Below are 19,125 nucleotides of genomic sequence, written 5' to 3'. Positions count from 1 at the left end.
AATAGATATGTCTGCTGATAGTGGGCCGCCGTGGCCGGGGTTTGTCGATGCGTTGTCGACCGTACTTATGATGATGGTTTTTTTCACACTTCTCATGGTGCTGGTTACCGGTACACTTTCTTACATAGTAGCTTTGAAGGAAGTTACTCCCGGGGCAGCGTCTTCAACAGAACAGGTTGAAACAAAGGTTGCGGCTTCTCAGGATTTGTCTTTTCTGGAGCCTCCTTCTTCCATGGATAGGTTGCAGCAGGCAATGAGCAGCAGTGCCGAACTGAGCAGTGAGGATATTGCTCCGGCGCAGGTTGTGAATGAAGAAGATCTGGACAAATTGCGCCGGGAGAAAAAGGATCTGACCATGCGTGTGGCCGTGGCCGAGAATAAGGCCCGTAAAGCCAGACGTGAACTGGATGAACTCAAGAAGAATTACGATCCCGGAGTGGCTGAGCAACTGAAGCAGGCGCTGGCCAAGATTAAGCGTCTGGAGGCCGAAGGTGCCGTTGATAAGAAAATCAAGACAAAGGAAACCTTCGAACCGGCTCCGTTTGTCACTAAACTGGTTAAGGGTATCAACAACAAGAACAGGGTAATTGTTCTTTTCAATCAGCTCACGAGCACCCTTGAAGATGAGACCAGAAAAGAGCTTCTGGACTGGATTGAACTCAACGAGGCGGCCATCCGGCAGAGCGGATTGCAGCTTACGGCTACACTCAATCACGCAGGGGTCTCTTCCAGCATGTCGAATTCCGTTTCGTTCAAGCGGCTTTACGGCTTGATCCGGGTGATAAATACGGAAGGCGGCATTCCCAAGAATCTTATCCGGTTCAAGGCGCTTAGTGACGGTGTGCCCGGAACAAACCAGGTCGTTATCAGTCTTGGCGGCAGGAAAAAATAGTATGCCGGATAATACTGATTTATCGGTTTCGAATGAAGAGAAAACCTTTGGACAGGACCGCGAAGCCATGGTTGCCGGAGAAGACGCCGCACCGGAAAGGAATAATTTCGGTCGCGTTCAGCCTGTTGGCGGGAATCATGATAATGGCGGGGAGAATGGTCCGGTGTCTGCTGCCGCTGTTGAGCCCTCCGGTATATTCGAGCCCGGCCGGACTGAAGAAAGAGGGGTAGCCATTACGGCCTGCCTTAAAAAGGTGGCAGACAGCTTTGGAATAGTTGTAACGGAAAATTCGTTGCAGTTGGGCAATACCTCACCTCTGTCCGAGTATCTGCGCCTGCAGGGCGATAATATGGGACTTGTTGCGGAAACAGGGGAACTCCCGCCAAAAGTAAGAGCCGACAGCCTGCCGATGATTGTTCAGTATCAGGATGGCAGTTTCGCGGTTATTGAAGAAAAGGTCGGCAGGAGTCTTTCTGTCTGGAACGGACATCAGGAGGTTGTAAAAAATAAAATTTCCGGGCTTGGGCAGTTCAATAACTGGTCCTGTACGATGCAGCAGGAGTTCGAAACCGATAGAGTCCCTTTTTTAAGCCTGCAATGGTTTACCGGGCAGGTCGGACGGATGTGGCCGATTTATTCTCAGGTTGTGCTGGCTACTATTATAGTCCATTGTTTTACGCTGGTTGTCCCGCTGCTGATGGGTATTTTTTATGACCGTATCCTGCCGAATCTGGCTGAAAATTCTCTGAGGGTACTTATAACCGGAGCTGTTTTTGTACTTTTTTTCGATTATATACTGAAAAACGTACGCACAGCTCTAGTGGAAAAGGCCGCCCTGCGTGTAGAGCGGGAGGCGGAACCCCAATTGCTGGCAAAGATACTGGACACGACTTTTTCACGGCTACCTTCCTCTGCCGGACATCTGACTCATGCCATGCAGGAGTTTTCGCGGATCAAGTCGCTCTTCACCACCCAGTTGGTTATAGGGTCCATAGATTTTTCCTTTCTGTTTTTTTTCCTGCTGGTGATTTACCTCAACAGCGGTGTCCTTGTAATCGTCCCGGCGACAGTGTCCTTTCTTGTTCTGGTGGTGTCCGCCGTCTACGGTTTTTTCATAGATCACAATGTTTCGGCTCAGAGCAGGCTCCAGTCCCGCAAGACATCTTTTCTGAACGAGGTCTTTCAGGGAGTGGAATCCATCAAGACCACCAATGCGGCGCGGCTGTTTGTTTCCCGCTGGTCCACCGAGGTGGAAAAAGCCGGGGAGATGTCTTCAAAGTACAGGCTTGCACAGGCCAGATGTTCCATGACGACCGGTCTGCTGGGACAGCTTAATTCGGCCGGACTGCTTATCGTGGCCTTTTTTCTGATCAAAAGCGGGGGAATGAGCAGTGGGGGATTGCTGACGACCATGGTTCTTTCCAGCCGTTGCATTGCCGTAACTGCCAGCACGGCAAATCTGATTACCACATATCTTTTCGCCAGACGGTCCTACAAGGATCTCAAGGAACTGCTCAGCCTTGATAAGGAAAACTGTGAATCCAAGCAGTTCAAGGTGCAGCAACTGCATGGCGGAGTCGAATTTGACAGCGTTTCTTTTCGGTATCATCCCGAATCTCCCTATGCCCTTGAGAATGCTTCCTTCAAAGTGCAGCCCGGTGAGAAGGTAGGGATCATCGGTCCCATGGGCAGCGGGAAGAGCACCCTTATCAAGTTGTTGGCCGGCCTGTCCGATCCCACCGAAGGCATAGTCATGCTGGATGGACACAACATGTCTTTTCTAAACGTGGAGAAGATAAGGGAGTTTATGGGTGTCGTTCCGCAGTCTCCGGTCCTTTTTCACGGAACACTGGAATTCAATCTGCTTATGGGAGCCCGTACGGTAACTCAGGAAACCCTGCAGAACGCATTGACTATTTCAGGTGTGGGCAGATTTGTTTCCCAGCACCCGCTGGGGCTCAAGATGCAGATTCTGGAGGGAGGTAAAAACCTTTCACGCGGACAGAGACAGGCTGTGGCAATCGCCCGGGCTCTTATCGGTAATCCGCCGTTGATGCTTATGGATGAGCCGACCAGTTCCATGGATTCAACACAGGAAAAGCTGCTTATCGAACGCATAAGAAATTCCATGGACGGCAAGACAATGTTCATCGTCACCCATCGGCCCCAGATTCTGCAGATTGTGGATCGGATTATAGTGGTTGATCAGGGACGGATTGTCGCTGACGGTTCGCGTGACGAGATTCTCAAGCAGATGTCCAGAGCTTCTTCTCAGCAGCAGGGCAGGGCGAAATAATGGGACGAAGCTGGAAAAGCAATCTGCTCTGGTCGTTGGAGAACAGTTTCGGCAATTGTATTGTGCTGATTCTCATTTTTGTTTTTATGGTTTCTTTTCTGATCTGGGCTCATTTCAACAAGATTGAAAAGACGGTTCGTGCCCAGGGAGTTGTGGCAACCAATCTTACAGATAAGATTGTCGGACACCTTGAAGGCGGAGTAGTTGAAAAGGTTTTTGTTCAGGAAGGGGATAAGGTTAAAAAGGGGCAGGAGCTTGTAGCCATAGCCAACACCAATATAACCGAGAAGCGCAACAAGTCCCAGATCATGTTGAAACGTCTCCATGCAAGGCTTGCCCGGCTCATGGCGGAAAGTACCGACAGCACCGATGACTTTGAAAAGAGCGTGAGTACCCCGGAAGAGCGCAGTGAATTGCAGTTTGCCCGTTTCCGCCGCGAAGCTCTGGATGAGAAGATCAATATTCTCGAAACAAAGATTCAGCAGACGGAAGCCGCACTTGCAGCTAGTGAGGATCACGTAAGAAACCTGCTGGACGAGCAGAAGGTGCTTAAAGAACAGTATGACATGCTGGCACCTATGGTAAAAAAGGGCATAGGCTCGCGCCAGCTTCTTTTGCAGCGCAAGACCGAACTGGCCAAGATCACGACCAGCATAGCGGAGACCTACAACAAGCGTGACGAGTATGCTCTTGAAATCAGGGAACTGCGTCAGCGCATCAGTCAGGAACGGCTTGATTTCTATCGAGACATCAGGGAGGAGATCAACACTGTAAGCTCCGATCTGCAAGCCGTGCGTGAGGAATTGAAGGCCGCCAACGAACAGATTGTCCGCAGTGTGATCAGAGCCCCGGTTGATGGAACTGTTTACAGGCTCAGCGCCAACACCGTGGGTGGAATAGTGCGCTCCGGAGAGTCGCTTGCGGAAATTGTTCCTTCAAACGCATCCATACGCATTGAGGGCAAGGTCCAGCCCAGTGACCGCACTAAAATCTGGAACGGCATGCAGGCAAAGATCCGCCCTTCGTCATATGAATTTTCCGATGAAACAATGCTCAAAGCTGAAATAGTAAATATTTCGGCCAAGACCTATTTTGATGACCTTACCCGCAGCTGGTATTACCGCGTCATATTGGACACTGTCGGCGATGATTCGGGAAAAGTAAGTGATTTTCTTCCCGGGATGATCGTGGAAGTCAATATTCTGTCCGGAGAGGAAAGTGTACTTGAATATCTGCTCTCTCCCATTACCAGAGGAATGCGCGGGGCGCTTTCGGAAAATCCCACCCGGTAGAGTTTGAGGACAAGAAAAAATTTTATGGTGCCGCAATGTTAATAAAAATATTTGATATAGTGAAAAGATTGTTCAACCTGCGCAATATTGCTCTTCTTCTGCTGTTTCTGGCGGTAGCAGGATGTCTTTACTACGGAGTGGATAAACTTTGGCGGGATAAGGAAGCCGAGGCCGCCAAGCGGTTGAGTGAATATCAGGCGGCAGTAATAAGTGACGACGTAGAATTACTCAGTTCTAGGTTGGTGGAATATGTGATCCGGGGCAGGGAACTGGCCAGGGCTCGAATTTTCAGGTTCGCCGTAAAGGGACTTGCAGGCGCGGATAAAAAACACAGGGAAGAAGCCCGCGAGGACTTTGGCAATTTTGTGAAGGTTTCCGGTTTTGATTCAGCTTATCTGTTTAATCTTGACGGCAGTCTTTACTCCACATCGGGGCGGCAGTTGGAAGGAGGCGCTGGAGAATATCGCCGACTGGTCGAGCTTGTATTGAAAAACAGGATTCCGGTTTTTTCCCCTCTCCGTGAGAATTCAGGAATATTGACTTCGGATCTTTTTCTCCCTGTGTTCCCGGCCGAAGCTCTTTCTACCGAGGTTGAACCAACTAAAGTGCTGGTGCTCACCGTACCCCTGAGTGATATTCTCAGGTCCTTTCTTGCTGCTGCACGCGAACTTGAAAACGGCAGTCGCATACATCTGATACAGCAGTACGGTTCAGCTTATCAGGATGTTATACTGGGACATTCGGATAATCTGGAGTTGCAGGACGTCAGCGCCGACCTTTCGGGGATAACCAAAGTTGAGTTCGGAAAAAGGAAAAATCTGCAGAATTCAGATATGGTATATTCCTCTGCCGAGTTTATCCCTGCGATCAACTGGTGGGTACTCATGGAAACTGATGTTGCGGCTGCAAATGATGATCTGAATATTTTCAAAACAGGGACAGCCCTTATCGCGGCCCTTGCGCTTGGATGCGTAGTCTTTTTTGTCCTGACGATTAAATTCATTGTTTCAACTCGCAGGTATTATTTATCCTCCACAAAAAATGAAGAAAATCTGATTCAGCAGCGGAGCGAAAACAGGCTTCTCAAACTTGTCTGCAACACCATGCCTACCCCTGTCAGTGTAAAAAACAGCGGTGATGGGGGATTTCTGTTCGTAAACAAATCGTTTGCGAAAATGGGTGGGCTGGAAAGCCGGGCTGCACTAGGTTTGACTGATAAACAGGTTTTCGGAGAAATCAATGCGGAAACCATTTCTCACGGGGACCAGATGGCGACCATGTCCAATTCCGCATACAGTGAGGAAATGGTCATGCCCGGCAGAGCCGGTTCTTCGGTTCTCCAGGTTACCTCTGTACCCTGCACCGTAGAAGAGGATGGAGATGCCGTTCTGACTGTTTACAGGGATATTACCTCTGATAAAAACGCATCAAAACGAGCCGTTGAAGTTCGTCAGCAGGTCATAAACGCGCTGATCCGGGCAGTGGAAAGCGTACCTTTCCTTGACGGACACACTTCACTCATGCGTAAAATGGCCCTTGAAATAGCGGAAACACTGCTTCTTTCCGATACTGACTGCGCAACAGTGGAGGCCGCTGCAATTCTTTCTCAGGTGGGCAAAACGTTTGTGCCCAGAGAGATAATGGAAAAACAGGGTAAACTTACTCCGGAAGAGATCAGGGAAACCCAGCGTTACATAGAGCATACCTGCAGGATTCTCGAGGGGGTGGAGTTTGATCTGCCCATTCCACAGACAATATGGCAGATGCAGGAAAATCTTGATGGGTCGGGATATCCCAATGGGCTGTCGGGAAACGAAATTTCCATGTTGGCCAGAATTCTAGGTGTAACCAATACCTTCAGCGCGCTGGTTCAGAAACGATCTTACAGAAAAGCCAAAACCGCAAGGCAGGCAGTAGAAATTCTGCAAAGCATGGCTGACCAGAAATACGACAGTTCTGTAATCGAAGCACTTGGGGCAGTAATCTACACCCCGGCAGGGAAGAGCATATTGCAGGAAAGTCACATCGAATTTTAGATTCTTTTCACGGATAATATTTCCCCGTCATTACTTCTTTCTACAAGCCGGCTTACTGTCCGCAATATGAACATTTTGGCTGACTCTAAGTCAGATTGATTCTGCGGCCCCTGCTGTCCAAGACATCTCATAGCCATTGATCTTCCAGGGGCGGCTGAATATTGACCACCGATCCAAGATTCAAGTGTCCCCACTTACGTTCGAGAAATCAGCTGCACGTTTCCATGAATCCATAATTTTAGCCTTTCCATGCTGATATCCGGCTGCGTGTTACCGACAGTTCTTTTTCCGCTTATTTTCACCGACCAATGTTTCATTTGATCTAAATTATTGAATTTATAGCAATTGTACATCCAATCTTTTTGTCGCATGAAAAAACAACAAAAAGAAGGAGATGCTATATATGAAACTGAATCACGCCATAAAATCATTCCTGCAATACTGTTCTTTAGAAAGATGTCTCTCTTCATTAACTATACAAGCATACAATATGGACTTGGAGCAATTTAAAAAAATAACAAATGTTGGAGAAATAAATGTAACTGATCTGGATAAGGATTTAATAAGGTCTTATCTGGTAGAAATTAATGGAATATATAAACCAAAAACATTAAAGAGAAAGCTGGCAACACTTAAGTCTTTTCTAAATTTTCTTGAAAGAGAAGATAAAATTCAATTTTCACCTTTTAGAAAGCTTCATATAAAGATAGGCAGATCGACAGAGCTGCCAAAAACAATTAAAAAAACATCACTATTGAGACTTATTAAATATGCTTATATAGAAAAAAATAAATTTAATCCGAACAGTATTGGTTATAAACAAACAACCAGAGATATCTGCATAATAGAATTGTTGTTCGCAACGGGGATAAGAGTATCAGAGCTATGCAGCATTTCACCATCTGAAATAGATTTAAAAAATAATACATTAAAAATAAATGGTAAAGGTAACAAACAAAGGCTTATCCCTCTTTGTGAAAAAAGTTCGCTCAATATTTTAAAAGAATATTCCCGCCTATATGCATCAACACTGCATGATTCTCCGTCATTTTTCCTTAATAGAGATATGCGTCCTCTTTCCGACCAGTCCGTAAGAAGAATTATCAAAAAATACAGCCAAATTGCCGGGGTAACCGAGCACATCACCCCGCACATGTTCCGCCATACAATAGCCACAATGTTGCTTGAAAACGGTGTAGATATTAGAAATATCCAAACATTACTAGGTCATAGTTCGTTGTCGGTAACGGAGATCTACACCCACGTAAGCCTCTCGTCTCAACGGGACATACTAGCACAGAAGCATCCGCGGAAGAAATTTTTGAGGGAGTGATGTATCGATAACTAAAAATTATGCTGCAAAAGAATGTGTCGGTTGAATCGGGGCTTTTGCCTTTATCAAAAAGCTATGCACGTAAACATAATGCGGACTTGGCTATTCCAAATTGTGCAGGAAGCGGCCTAGGAAACGTCTTAGTCTACACCAGATTAATAGATGATTACGCAATGAGTCTTGGTAGGCCAATCTCTATAATTACCGCACCTATTTCACCCAAAGTTGGTGTTGTACCTAACGAGTCTCCCTATCCTTTTTTTGAAAACAATCCTTTCATCGGAAAAATAATAAACGCAGATGAAGTCGACCAGGAAGGCTTTATCGGTGTGAATAGTGAAGAACTTTCGTTAGTCCAACTCAGTCATGTCATTGAAAATATATGTTTTGCATATGGCATTCGCCCCCGAGTCTTGCGGCCTTCCCTATACTTAACAAAAACAGAGAAGGCTTGGGCACTAAGAGCATTACAACATTTACCGAGGCCATTAGTTTGCCTGCATCCAGGGGGAACAACCAGCAGTCCGGGTAATTGTCCATGGAATGTGCAAAACTGGCTGAAATTAACAGAGATACTACAAGACAGAGCTTCTTTCTTTCAAATTGGAAGAAAGAATTCTGTAGATCAGGATCTTGGCTTGGAAAACCCTGGACGCACCTTGCGTGAAGCAATTGCACTTATCTGGGCTTCAGACTTCTATATTGGTTTTGATAGTTGTCCAATGCACATTGCAACAGCTTTAAATAAAGATCTTATTTCAATATTTCACATGGAAAACAAATATACTTATGAGGCTAAGTACAAGAAAGTTTTTGTTCCATCTGTGATGTTAAGATGGGCATATCCGTTCAATACAAACCTTGCGATCATGCCGGATGACTACGATGGTGAAAAATTACTATTGCGCATAGTTGATAAAGTCTCAAGTTCAATTAAAAAGCTGAAGTATGAAATCTGATTGGAGTTAGTAAGCATGAGTGCAACAGATCTTAAACCCGCTTTCAATAAAAACAATATTCCCATTTTCTATACTTCTGACGATAATTATGTAGACATGCTGTCTGTGTCTATTCTTTCTTTAGTTGATAATTCATCAGAAGAGAACAACTACGATATCGTTATTCTTGAAGATGGCATAAATAAATATTCTAAACAGATCCTGTTAACCATTTTGCAGGGTAAACCTAACATCTCATTACGTTTTTTTTCAGTAACTGATTTTGTAAAAAAAAGTAATTCCGAAACGTGGAAGTTGCCGCAGTCGCTTTCTCCAGCATCGTACTATATCTTGTTTACCCCACTGGTTGCGTGTAACTATTCAAAAGTAATCTATCTTGACTGTGATACTTTAGTGCAAACTGACATTTCCAACCTGCTGAGAATAGACATTAGAAACCACTGCTGCGCTGCTGCTTTAGATCCTAACTGTGATATTGCAGCTGATCTTAATGTCGCAAAACACTTATGCGATGATCTTGGATTCAAAGATATGTCTAACTATGTTAATTCCGGGATTGTTGTCTTTAATATCCAAAAAATAAATGAAGCAAACATCTACGATAAAGTTGTTGATATTGCACACAAGAACAAAGGATATTTTGGCGATCAGGATGTGCTGAATGCGGCATATGATGGTAAAATATTTGTACTCGACCAATTGTGGAATGTGTTCTGGGGGTTGATTTTTGAAAGAGAAAAAATGCGTAATTTATCTGACTCAGAGATAGAACATCTTTTAGATAATGCTTACATCATACATTTTGCAGGACAAAAGCCGACACAAAAACCCAATGAACCGTATGCAGCAAAGTGGTGGATGTATGCTAGAAGAACGCCGTTTTATGAAAGACTACTCCATAAAAGTTTAACCTACGGGTTTAAACAGATATTTCATGACTCATACTGCTCAAGCATTCAGAACAGTTGGGATAATCTTAAATAAATTTAAACTATTACCAAAAAAGGATAGCTTTCGTTATCCCTATTCATTATTTCACAGAAAATTCCGTTAACCGGACGGGAGACCATGCCGGCGTGACTTTCATGATTTAAAAGGTTGTCAAAATCGTCTGAAAAATGGAAATATTCAGGAAATGCGATAGATAGCGATTTAGCATTGTGAAGAACAGTAAAGAACACACTGGAACAGCTCTTATTGTTATTGGGGATTTGTATGCCTAACTTCGCTGCCAAGGAATCGATGCGAGTGGTTATTTCTTCATCATTTTTTAAAAGCTTTTGCCCACGCAGCAATTCATGGCTTTTATCAATCATACCATTTAAGAGCGTTTCCACTGCTTTGAATTCTGGTTCGGCTAAATTTTCAACACATTGCTTGAGTACAATTTGATATATTTTTTCAGCTTCAGCAAAGCTGTTGTTTTTTACATGGGCTAGCAGTAGATTTTGCCCGGCCTTGAGAGCCTCCAGTCTTTGTCCCAGCCATGAAGCTTTTTCTAATGACCTTTTAAAAGCATCACTTGCAATATGCCACTCTTCTTTGGCTGCGAGCCACATCCCCAGACTTTGATGATAACTGATACTAAGACTGTCCATGCGCAAGTCTTCCATTACTTTTTTTGAAAAACTCAAGCAACTGGAAGCGTCATCTAGGTTTCCGCATATCGTCAAAGAGTCCGCATGGGCTAGGTGGGCGTGAGCCAGTTCACGTTTTGAGGCATGAGGATTATCACATGCAGCTTGGGTGAAGCTTAGTCTGCCTTCTCTGCCAAATTCGGATTCGGCTATAAGAGGCGCTGACATGGCATAGTTTACAGAGAGTAAATCAGAATCCTTTTCATGCGAAACTTCATCGCAAAGAACGATAGAAGCCATAGCTCCTCTTATGCCACAAGAATACATCCCCCAATTCCGGCAGATCAGTATATAGCGATTCAGCATCATGCCGATTTCGTGTATGTCTGTAGTTGAATTCAAGGCTTCTTCAGCTGAGTGAAGGTAGTTCCGCTGATCCAGATTCTGAATGTGAAGCCATGTATTAATCCGGTGTAATTCTGATAACTTGTATTTGTAATATGGGTCTGGATAATCCAGTATACTAATGCTTCCATGAAATTCGATAGCTTCATCGGTCAACGCAATCTGTTCTGTTACGGGTAAAGTGTAATGACCATACCACCCGATAGCAGAAAAATTTTCAAAAAATTCATGATGTCGGCCATGGTCTCTATCTATCTTCAGTAGTTTGTGCATTTCTTTATGAGCATCAATTTTAAATATAAAACTGCTTCCGGCGAAGCTTATTGCTGCATTCAATGCCTCAAATGCTTCAGAGGTCGAATTAAGATATCGCCATATTCTTCCCCTGACTATACACTCTTCGAAACTGACAGGTGCGCATGGCTGTGTCGCATTATTTCTGATCCACGATTTGATTCTAGATTGTTTTTCTAACCAGGGAAGAGCAGCCTCTCTATATGATTCATGCGTAAATTTGTATTGATCTCTACGCTGAACAAGAAACTGTTCATCGACTAGAGCATCTAATTCATCTTGCATTTCAGCAATGGATTTTCCGGTCAAACCTGAAAGCAGCCCCACGCCTGGGCTTAACTGGATAATTGCCAACAAACCAAGCAGGTAGCACCCAAGATTCAGTCCTTCTGCAATTAATTTATCATGTGTCTCTGACAAAAGATTATGGATAGCATTATCACGAACTGAAGGAATGCGAGAAAGGCAATTATCCAAGTTTGTTAAATTCGACACAGCATACGCCGAACACCCTTTCTTGCTGGATGGATGAGCATGCAGTTCTATAGCTCCCCGGTGTAGGAGCGTTTGCAAGTTTACGGTGAGATGTTGTAAGTCTCGTCCGCTTTTTGCAGCGATCTTCTTCGCGACGTTTTTTGCATCAGAGCATAGTAATAACTTTTCTAGTTCTCGGGAAACAAATTGTTCTGATAAAGGTTCTACACTATCACAATCCCAAATACTTGCACCATAGTTGGCATGTATGATTTCCCATAGATTGTTGTTTTGTTCTGCCGGAAATCTTTGTTCAAGGAGAATTTTTATTCTTCCCCAGCCAGTATCGGAAAAACCTTTGATTAGTTTTAAAAGGCATCCGGCAACGGCAGGGCTGGTTTTATGTAGATCATGAGCATAAAAGACAATTGGAATGCCCTTGTTTACAATCATTCTTGATAAATTTTCAAGCAATGCATCAGAAGCAATCTCTTCAATAGTGCCCTTAGTTAGTAGAGTTGTAAGAATTTCAATTTCATATTCCGGTATATCTTCCGTACTGCTAGCTATACACCAAGTCTTAATGAAATCTTTCAATGTCTGCTTATTTTTTTTCAGGATCAATTGCATGTCAGGGCTGACAACAGCCCAGGCAAGGGCTGAAATAAAACCAATATCGACATCGCCTAACATACTTACTTCAATAGCAGTATACCCATCTATAGTTGCTTTTCTGCATATCTCCTTACAAAAATAAGATTTGCCTATCCCACTTTCTCCACTGACAAGAGTCAGGGGCATTCCGGAAATTTTCCATCTTTCATAGGCTGAAGAAGTCTCCTTTTCTCTGAAGTCCGGTAAAACAGGAAAGTATTTGTCTGTAAGAACATTTGGAAAAGGCTTCAGATATATCTTTTCAAGATGTTGTTTTCCAGAATACAGGCACAATTTACAGCTTTCATAGTTTATGTCTGGCGCAAACTGGCTGCCTGCAATCTTGGTCTTGAGATTTAAATTTGTACTCCCTTTCAATCTCTCTATTTCAAGAGGGCTTTGAACCTCATCCCCGGCCTTGCTTGTGACAACTAGATACGCACGATCAATTCTTTTTATTTTAGTATGGGTTGGAGGTGTAATCAGCGCTTTAAACAAAATATGCTGCGTTCGGTTAACTGAAAGGTCATCACCCTTATGCGGGTCAATGTTTATCTTATAAAAAACATCTTCCACATATAGAGAATAATGGACCACATCATATGTGCCGCTAAGCGTTGGATCTTCACTTTCTGCGGCAAGTATATCGGGTAAATGTACACCTGATTTATCTGACAATGGAAGCCATATGTGAAAATCAGTGTTTCCCCAAAACAAACGTGAACCGGTAAAAAAACTCAAATATTCTTCTGCTTGTGAAGATAAATGAGTACGAGTTCCTAATGTTAAAGATTGTGGTTTATGTCTGATAGCAACAAGTATTGATTTAGCCAGTTTGTCTAATTCAATTTTTCTTGAGTAGAATTTACATTCAATAAAATAAGCGTTCTTAAACTCGTTCTTAAGGCCATATGTATAAACCTCTCCATTTAAATTCTCTGTAAAATCAGGTTCACCATTATCTTCAATAAGAACTATATCAACCGGAGACGGTGTTGCATTTTTTATTTTAAACTTTTTTCCAGGATGATACTTAGCTGTCCAGTCTTCTATTATCTCTAAACAATGTTTTTCAAACTCTTTGTCATTACGCGGTGCGGCTGCGTATTCGAGATTATCCTTTTTTTTATTATCATCCATAATTTTTAGTTATTCAAACATAATAGTTTTTTAAAAAATTATTACACCATTAGTCAATCAACAAAAACAGTAACTATGTTATCTGAAAACAAACGTCAAATTCTTTTTAAATACATAGATAAGTATATTTAATAAGCTATAATTTGTGTGTATTAATTTTGTTTCATGTTTACTGACGTTTAATATTGAAGAAATTATTTTATGCTGAACGGCCGGTTCGGCTGTGGATCCTATCCTTTATTTTCAGACGTTAAGCCCTGCCCGAAAGACTATGCCATCCTGGCCGCATCAGGTATAAATTCGGCAGGCGAGGGCACAACCTCCGTATATGAATCAGCTTCCCCGGTCAGAATATATTAGGGTGTTGTTTTTATGGCATTTGTATGGTTCAGTGTCGGCGTGTTGATTTTTGAATACAGTTCAGAGTGTCTTGCCCGGTTGTGATTAATACGTGGTGACTGGCAGCAAGGCATCGGCAGAGGCTTTGTATAGTTAAGTTTTTTCAATAAATTCAGGGAGAGTTGAAATGGATGATATAACAAAAGACATAGATGTCCCATGCATGGCAGAGGGAATTGGGCAGGGAATGTTGACAACCAAGCATCCTTCGGGTTCTTGCGGGCATCCGGTGTTTGTTGCAGATTCCTCCTCAGAAGCTTATGGACCCGCTGATATACTGGCAATCCGTCCTGTTGATGGACATGATTACTCCGAGGAGCAGCTTGAGTATGTGCGCTATCACGGTTTGCAGGTACTCGGTGCCAGAGCATGGTATATGGAAGGATGGGCGCCAAGCAACCATGTCTGCAAAGGACACTAGTCGTTGTTGTCTACTTATGGCGAGATTTTCAAGCCCTGCGGTCTTGTATCGCCCGTTGGTGCCGGATGGTATTTTATTATCCCAGGAATCCTTTATCGGGTAAAGCCGGTTTAGTCTCCGTGCATATTATGGAGATTAAATATAGCATTGTCCTTTACGCATCCAGATTCATAGCTTTTTGTGGCACAGGCATACTATGTCTCTGGTGGATTACATATAGAGATAGTTCTTCTGTGATTTGCTATGATGGTATCAACTGCTGCAGCAGAGGGTAAGAAAAGTTCTCCAAATGTATAGTGTCTTGTACACTATCTGAAGTGGCCGCATCAAATGATGCGGCCATTTTCATTTGCATGATTATTTCCAAATTTCATTGTTTTTCAATTTTATCCCTTATTCCCTTTACTTTTTTTGAAACATTAGCGAATAAATACTCTATGTCGCATAACTATATGTAATAAAAAGAGAAACACGACAGAATAGTCTTGAACACGCCAGAACTGTCATAAAAATGGAGTATTCATGAGTTTTAAAAACTGGAGCCTGAAATCAAAAATTATCATTCCTACCTTTTTTGTTGTGGCCCTTATCCTGGCCGCCAGCACTATGGTTATGACCTATCAGGCAAAAGAGATGGCTGTGAAACAGGCAAGAGAAGCCGCAGGCCACATCGCGAAAGGTTATGGCAATGAAATTTCGGAAACAATGGGAAAAGCCCTGACTGTGACCAGAACATTGGGGGTCATGTTTGACGAGGGTGCAAACTACAGCGTTGTGCCTGACCGGGAATACCTTGACTCTGTCTTGATAGGAGTTCTCGAACGTCATCCGGGCCTTGCTGGATCGTGGTGTGCCTTTCCTCCCGAAGTATATGATGGGAGAGAGGACCATTATAAGGATAAATACAAAGGGGCTTATCGCAACTGGTATCATCGCGATGAAGGACGCATTGCGGAGTTTTTTGTCGGTAATAAGGATGTAAGCAACGTAGGCTGGTATAAGAATCCAATGTCCGGCAATGTGGAGACAATCACCGAACCATACCCGTGGGAGGTGAATGGAAAAACATTCTGGCTCTGCTCTACAGGAATTCCAGTCAAGAAGAACGGCAGAAACATTGGGGTTGTCGGGGTAGATTTCTATCTTAATGACCTTCAGGAAACAGTGCTGAAAATCAAGCCCTTTGAAACCGGCTACGCATATCTGCTGACCAACAAAGGCAATATCGTGGCTCATCCCGATTCAGGGCTTCTGGCCAAGAACCTTCGTGATGTCATAGATGGCAGGAACAAACAGGAAATCATGGATGCCATCCAAAATGGCAGAGAATATTCCTACATCACCGAAGCTGATAACAACGAGTTGCAATACATTATTTACACCCCGATCAAGGTCGGGAAGACGACTTTTCCATGGTCCATCGCACTGGTTATTCCCATGAACAAAGTGGAGGCACAGGCCGATGCCATCGCACACAAGAGCATAATCATCAGTGTAGTCGCCATACTTGTTCTTCTGGGTATTCTTTTTGTTTTGGCCGGGGTGATCAGCAGGCCGATTCTTAAAACTGCCGCATATACCAATAAGGTTTCAGAAGGTAGTCTTGATGCTGTTCTGGATATTAACCAGAAAGATGAGATCGGACGCATGGCCGATTCCCTGCGAGCGATGGTCGGAGAGCTGGAAAAGACCATCAGCAGGGCTGAAGATGAGACAAGTAAGGCCGAAGAGGAATCCGCAAAAGCCCGGAAGGCGACAGCCGAAGCGGAAAAGGCTCGTGTGAAGGCGGATATGGCTAAATCAGAGGGATTGCATCTTGCCGCCGACCGTGTTGAGCAGATCCTGATGCGTGTGGTGGCTGCTTCCGAGCAGATGTCCGTTCAGTCCAATGAGCTTCTCCACGGTGCGGAAATCCAGAGCGACCGAATTACCTCCACAGCAACAGCCATGGAGGAAATGAATGCTACGGTATTGGAGATTGCCCGTAACGCAGGGTCTGCCGCAGAAGCTGGCAATGAGTCTCAGGATAAAGCCAAAAACGGCGCTTCTGTTGTCAAAAAATCTAAAAATGCTCTTGATCAGACGGTGACCGAGGTTAACAATCTTAAAGGAAACATGGGAGAACTGGAAAAGCAGGCCAAGGGAACAGAGGCCATTATCGGCGTAATTACCGATATTGCCGACCAGACCAACCTGCTGGCGCTCAACGCCGCAATTGAAGCGGCCCGTGCCGGGGAAGCTGGCCGTGGTTTCGCAGTTGTTGCCGATGAAGTCCGCAAACTGGCGGAGAAAACCATGATAGCCACCGGTGAAGTTTCCAGCTCCATAGGAGCCATTCAACGAGTCGCCGGGGATAATATCCGATCCATGGAAATTGTTTACAGGCATATTGGTGAGGCCAATGAGTTCTCGGAAAGTTCCGGCGAGGTGCTGCAGGAGATAGTAAAGGATGCAGAAGAAAGTGCGGTTCAGATTCAGAGTATAGCCGCAGCAGCAGAGGAGCAGTCAGCCACTTCGGAAGAGATCAACAGGTCTGTTGATGAAATCAGCCGTATTACCGGGGAAACAGTCCAAGGAACAAGGGAATTTACTATGGCCCTTGAGTCCCTTGCAGAGCAGGTCTCTGAAATGCAGATGGTTGTGGAAGACCTAAAAGCTGAATAGTCGCAACAATATGTAAATATGGAATATTGCCAAACGGCCGTATCGAAGGATGCGGCCGTTTTTTGTGTGAGGCACGGCGGCGAGGTGCAAACCGGAATCAGTTAGGACCGGTGGTTCCATGCGTAGAGCCCCACCGCCATACTACCATATCATAGGAGAATCCGAGCGGAAGCCCGGTTGGCTGTGCAAGCATGTTATTATGTGAGTACTGTTGACAGCGCTGGACAACCCAATTAACAAGGCGATTTTTTTCCGCGTGAGACCCAGCCCCTGGCAATCCTGATTTCAAAACATTACCACTGACTGAGCCCCCCGGAGACACCACCAAACCAGGGAGGTTTCTCAATGGACAGTTGCGTCTTTTCCAGACTGAATCGTTTTATTCCAACCAGCATAAAATATATAAAAGCAGGCAGTCCGGCGACTATACGGCAGGATATTGCAGCGGGTATAACTGTAGGTATTGTGGCACTGCCTTTGTCCATGGCTTTTGCAATCGCTTCAGGGGCGACTCCTGCAACCGGCCTTTTCACTGCGATTATAGCCGGATTTATTATATCTGCTCTCGGGGGAACCAGATTTCAGATAGGCGGGCCTACCGGGGCATTTGTAATTATCATTTCTGGGATTATCTCCCGGCATGGATATGACGGGCTGGTAGTCGCTACCATCATGGCCGGATTGATTCTGGTTGTGATGGGGGCTTTTGGTCTTGGCAAGTTGCTGCAATATATTCCATATCCGGTTACGACAGGTTTTACTTCCGGCATCGGACTGCTTATATTTTCCACTCAGATTAAAGACTTTTTGGGCCTGCAGCTTGCCCATGTTCCTTCTGATTTCCTGCCGCGAATCAAGGCATGTGTGGACGGAATTTCGACAACAGACCCGTCGACTTTGGGATTGGGATTGCTGACAGTAGGTTCGATGCTTCTTGTCAGGAGATTTATTCCAAGAATTCCGGCTCCTTTTGTCGGTATCGCTATTGCAACTATAGTATCATATCTGCTGGGATTGAATACGGAAACCATCGGCAGCAAATTCGGTGGAATTCCGGACTCTTTGCCTAGTTACATATCCTTATCCAATATTGATCTGCAGCATCTGAAAAATTTGATCCCGGAGGCAATGACCATTGCCATTCTTGCTGGTATTGAATCCCTGCTCAGTGCCACAGTTGCGGATGGCATGAGCGGTGACCGTCATAATTCCTCAAATGAACTTGTCGCGCAGGGGTTGGCAAACGTTGCTTCCGCTTTATTCGGAGGGCTGCCCGCCACAGGTGCAATCGCCCGCACAGCCACTAATATCCGTGCCGGGGCGTTTTCGCCTTTGGCAGGAGTTGTACATGTTTTGACCCTTATCCTGTTCGTCAAGGTGTGCGCTCCGCTTGCTTCCATGATTCCACTTGCCAGTCTTGCCGGGGTCCTGATGCTGGTCGCATGGGATATGAGTGAGGTTCACCGCATCAAACGTCTTCTTTTCGCACCGAAGTCGGATTCGGTTGTAATGTTGATAGCTTTGCTGCTGACTGTTTTTGTAGACCTTACAGTCGCCGTTGAGGTCGGCGTTGTTATGGCTGCGATGCTGTTCATGAAGCGCATGAGTCAGCTATCGGATATCCACAGTCTGGACGAAGCCCTGCCGAAAGAGGAAAATATCAACCGCAGCAACGGACAGGAGCGGGTGGTCGTCTATGAAATTTCCGGTCCCATGTTTTTCGGTATGGCCCAGAAATTCGTCAACGTAATGAGCTTCACGCGTAAAAAACCCGAAATAATAGTTCTCTGCATGCGTCTAGTGCCTACTATGGATGCAACCGGCATTGAAGCTTTGGAAACCGTTGTCCGCAAGTCGCAGGATAATGGTATCAAGGTGCTTCTTTCCGGAGTTCACCCCCGCATTATGAAAATAATGCAACGTCTTGGTACGGATAAGTTGATCGGGGATGAGAATATCTTTCCCGATTTTTCTACAGCTATTTCAAAGGGAATACTGCCGGAAAAGGAAGATGATATCGGTGATCGCGGATGTGCCGTGGAGGAAAGCAGAAAAAGACTTGCTGCAGCGGAATAATCGGAAGAACTGTAGAGATTCCGTTAACAGCCGTGGCTGTAATGGCGGCACAGTAATGAAATAAAAATATTGAAAATGGCTTAACATAATAAAAGCGGTTAATTGCAAGGCAATTAACCGCTTTTATTATTTCTTTTGGTACCCAGAGCGGGACTTGAACCCGCACAAGCGTAAGCTCGAGAGATTTTAAGCCCGTAGAAAAAGAATCAGCCA

General features: G+C 44.7%; 11 protein-coding genes. 10 read left to right on the top strand and 1 reads right to left on the bottom strand.

What is annotated here, in order from left to right; translation table 11 throughout:
* Window positions 1-7: 7 nt before the first annotated feature.
* The 7 genes from ACKU4E_RS07610 to ACKU4E_RS07580 all read left to right on the top strand — a co-directional run bounded on the left by ACKU4E_RS07610 (window position 8) and on the right by ACKU4E_RS07580 (window position 9,792).
* Entirely contained in the window at window positions 8-892 is an 885-nt protein-coding gene (locus ACKU4E_RS07610) for a hypothetical protein (RefSeq protein ID WP_320170476.1), read from the top strand.
* A 1-nt stretch (window position 893) separates the two neighbouring features.
* Window positions 894-3,188 carry an ATP-binding cassette domain-containing protein gene (locus ACKU4E_RS07605; protein ID WP_320170475.1) on the top strand — a complete coding sequence of 765 codons (2,295 nt, stop codon included), beginning with the start codon at window positions 894-896 and terminating at the stop codon, window positions 3,186-3,188.
* Entirely contained in the window at window positions 3,188-4,480 is a 1,293-nt protein-coding gene (locus ACKU4E_RS07600; protein WP_320170474.1) for an HlyD family type I secretion periplasmic adaptor subunit, read from the top strand. Before ACKU4E_RS07605 ends, ACKU4E_RS07600 begins: the two co-directional genes overlap by 1 nt.
* 35 nt (window positions 4,481-4,515) lie before the next feature.
* Window positions 4,516-6,516 (top strand): HD domain-containing phosphohydrolase, encoded by a 2,001-nt coding sequence (locus ACKU4E_RS07595; RefSeq protein ID WP_320170473.1) that lies wholly within the window; start codon window positions 4,516-4,518, stop codon window positions 6,514-6,516.
* 403 nt (window positions 6,517-6,919) lie between these two features.
* Window positions 6,920-7,849, top strand: coding sequence for a tyrosine-type recombinase/integrase (locus tag ACKU4E_RS07590; protein ID WP_320170472.1), 930 nt, complete (start codon window positions 6,920-6,922; stop codon window positions 7,847-7,849).
* A 20-nt stretch (window positions 7,850-7,869) separates the two neighbouring features.
* Window positions 7,870-8,808: a glycosyltransferase family 9 protein gene (locus ACKU4E_RS07585; RefSeq protein WP_320170471.1), complete on the top strand. Its 939-nt coding sequence runs from the start codon at window positions 7,870-7,872 to the stop codon at window positions 8,806-8,808.
* Between the two features lie 15 nt (window positions 8,809-8,823).
* Complete coding sequence (locus ACKU4E_RS07580) at window positions 8,824-9,792, top strand: glycosyltransferase family 8 protein (protein WP_320170470.1); 969 nt, start codon at window positions 8,824-8,826, stop codon at window positions 9,790-9,792.
* 2 nt (window positions 9,793-9,794) lie between these two features.
* Here ACKU4E_RS07580 and ACKU4E_RS07575 read toward each other — a convergent pair whose 3' ends face one another.
* The gene (locus ACKU4E_RS07575) at window positions 9,795-13,352 is read right to left on the bottom strand and encodes a hypothetical protein (RefSeq protein WP_320170469.1); all 3,558 of its coding nucleotides are present in this window, start codon (window positions 13,350-13,352) and stop codon (window positions 9,795-9,797) included.
* Between the two features lie 526 nt (window positions 13,353-13,878).
* Between ACKU4E_RS07575 and ACKU4E_RS07570 the strand changes: the two genes are divergently transcribed.
* From ACKU4E_RS07570 to ACKU4E_RS07560, 3 genes are all read left to right on the top strand, one after another.
* The gene (locus ACKU4E_RS07570) at window positions 13,879-14,172 is read left to right on the top strand and encodes a hypothetical protein (protein WP_320170468.1); all 294 of its coding nucleotides are present in this window, start codon (window positions 13,879-13,881) and stop codon (window positions 14,170-14,172) included.
* Window positions 14,173-14,694: 522 nt separating this feature from the next.
* Complete coding sequence (locus ACKU4E_RS07565; protein WP_320170467.1) at window positions 14,695-16,836, top strand: methyl-accepting chemotaxis protein; 2,142 nt, start codon at window positions 14,695-14,697, stop codon at window positions 16,834-16,836.
* Window positions 16,837-17,181: 345 nt separating this feature from the next.
* Window positions 17,182-18,912: a SulP family inorganic anion transporter gene (locus ACKU4E_RS07560; RefSeq protein WP_320170466.1), complete on the top strand. Its 1,731-nt coding sequence runs from the start codon at window positions 17,182-17,184 to the stop codon at window positions 18,910-18,912.
* Window positions 18,913-19,125 lie beyond the last annotated feature (213 nt).

This window comes from Maridesulfovibrio sp., from assembly GCF_963677005.1.
Lineage (GTDB): Bacteria > Desulfobacterota > Desulfovibrionia > Desulfovibrionales > Desulfovibrionaceae > Maridesulfovibrio.
This window is presented reverse-complemented; position numbering and strand designations above follow the sequence as displayed.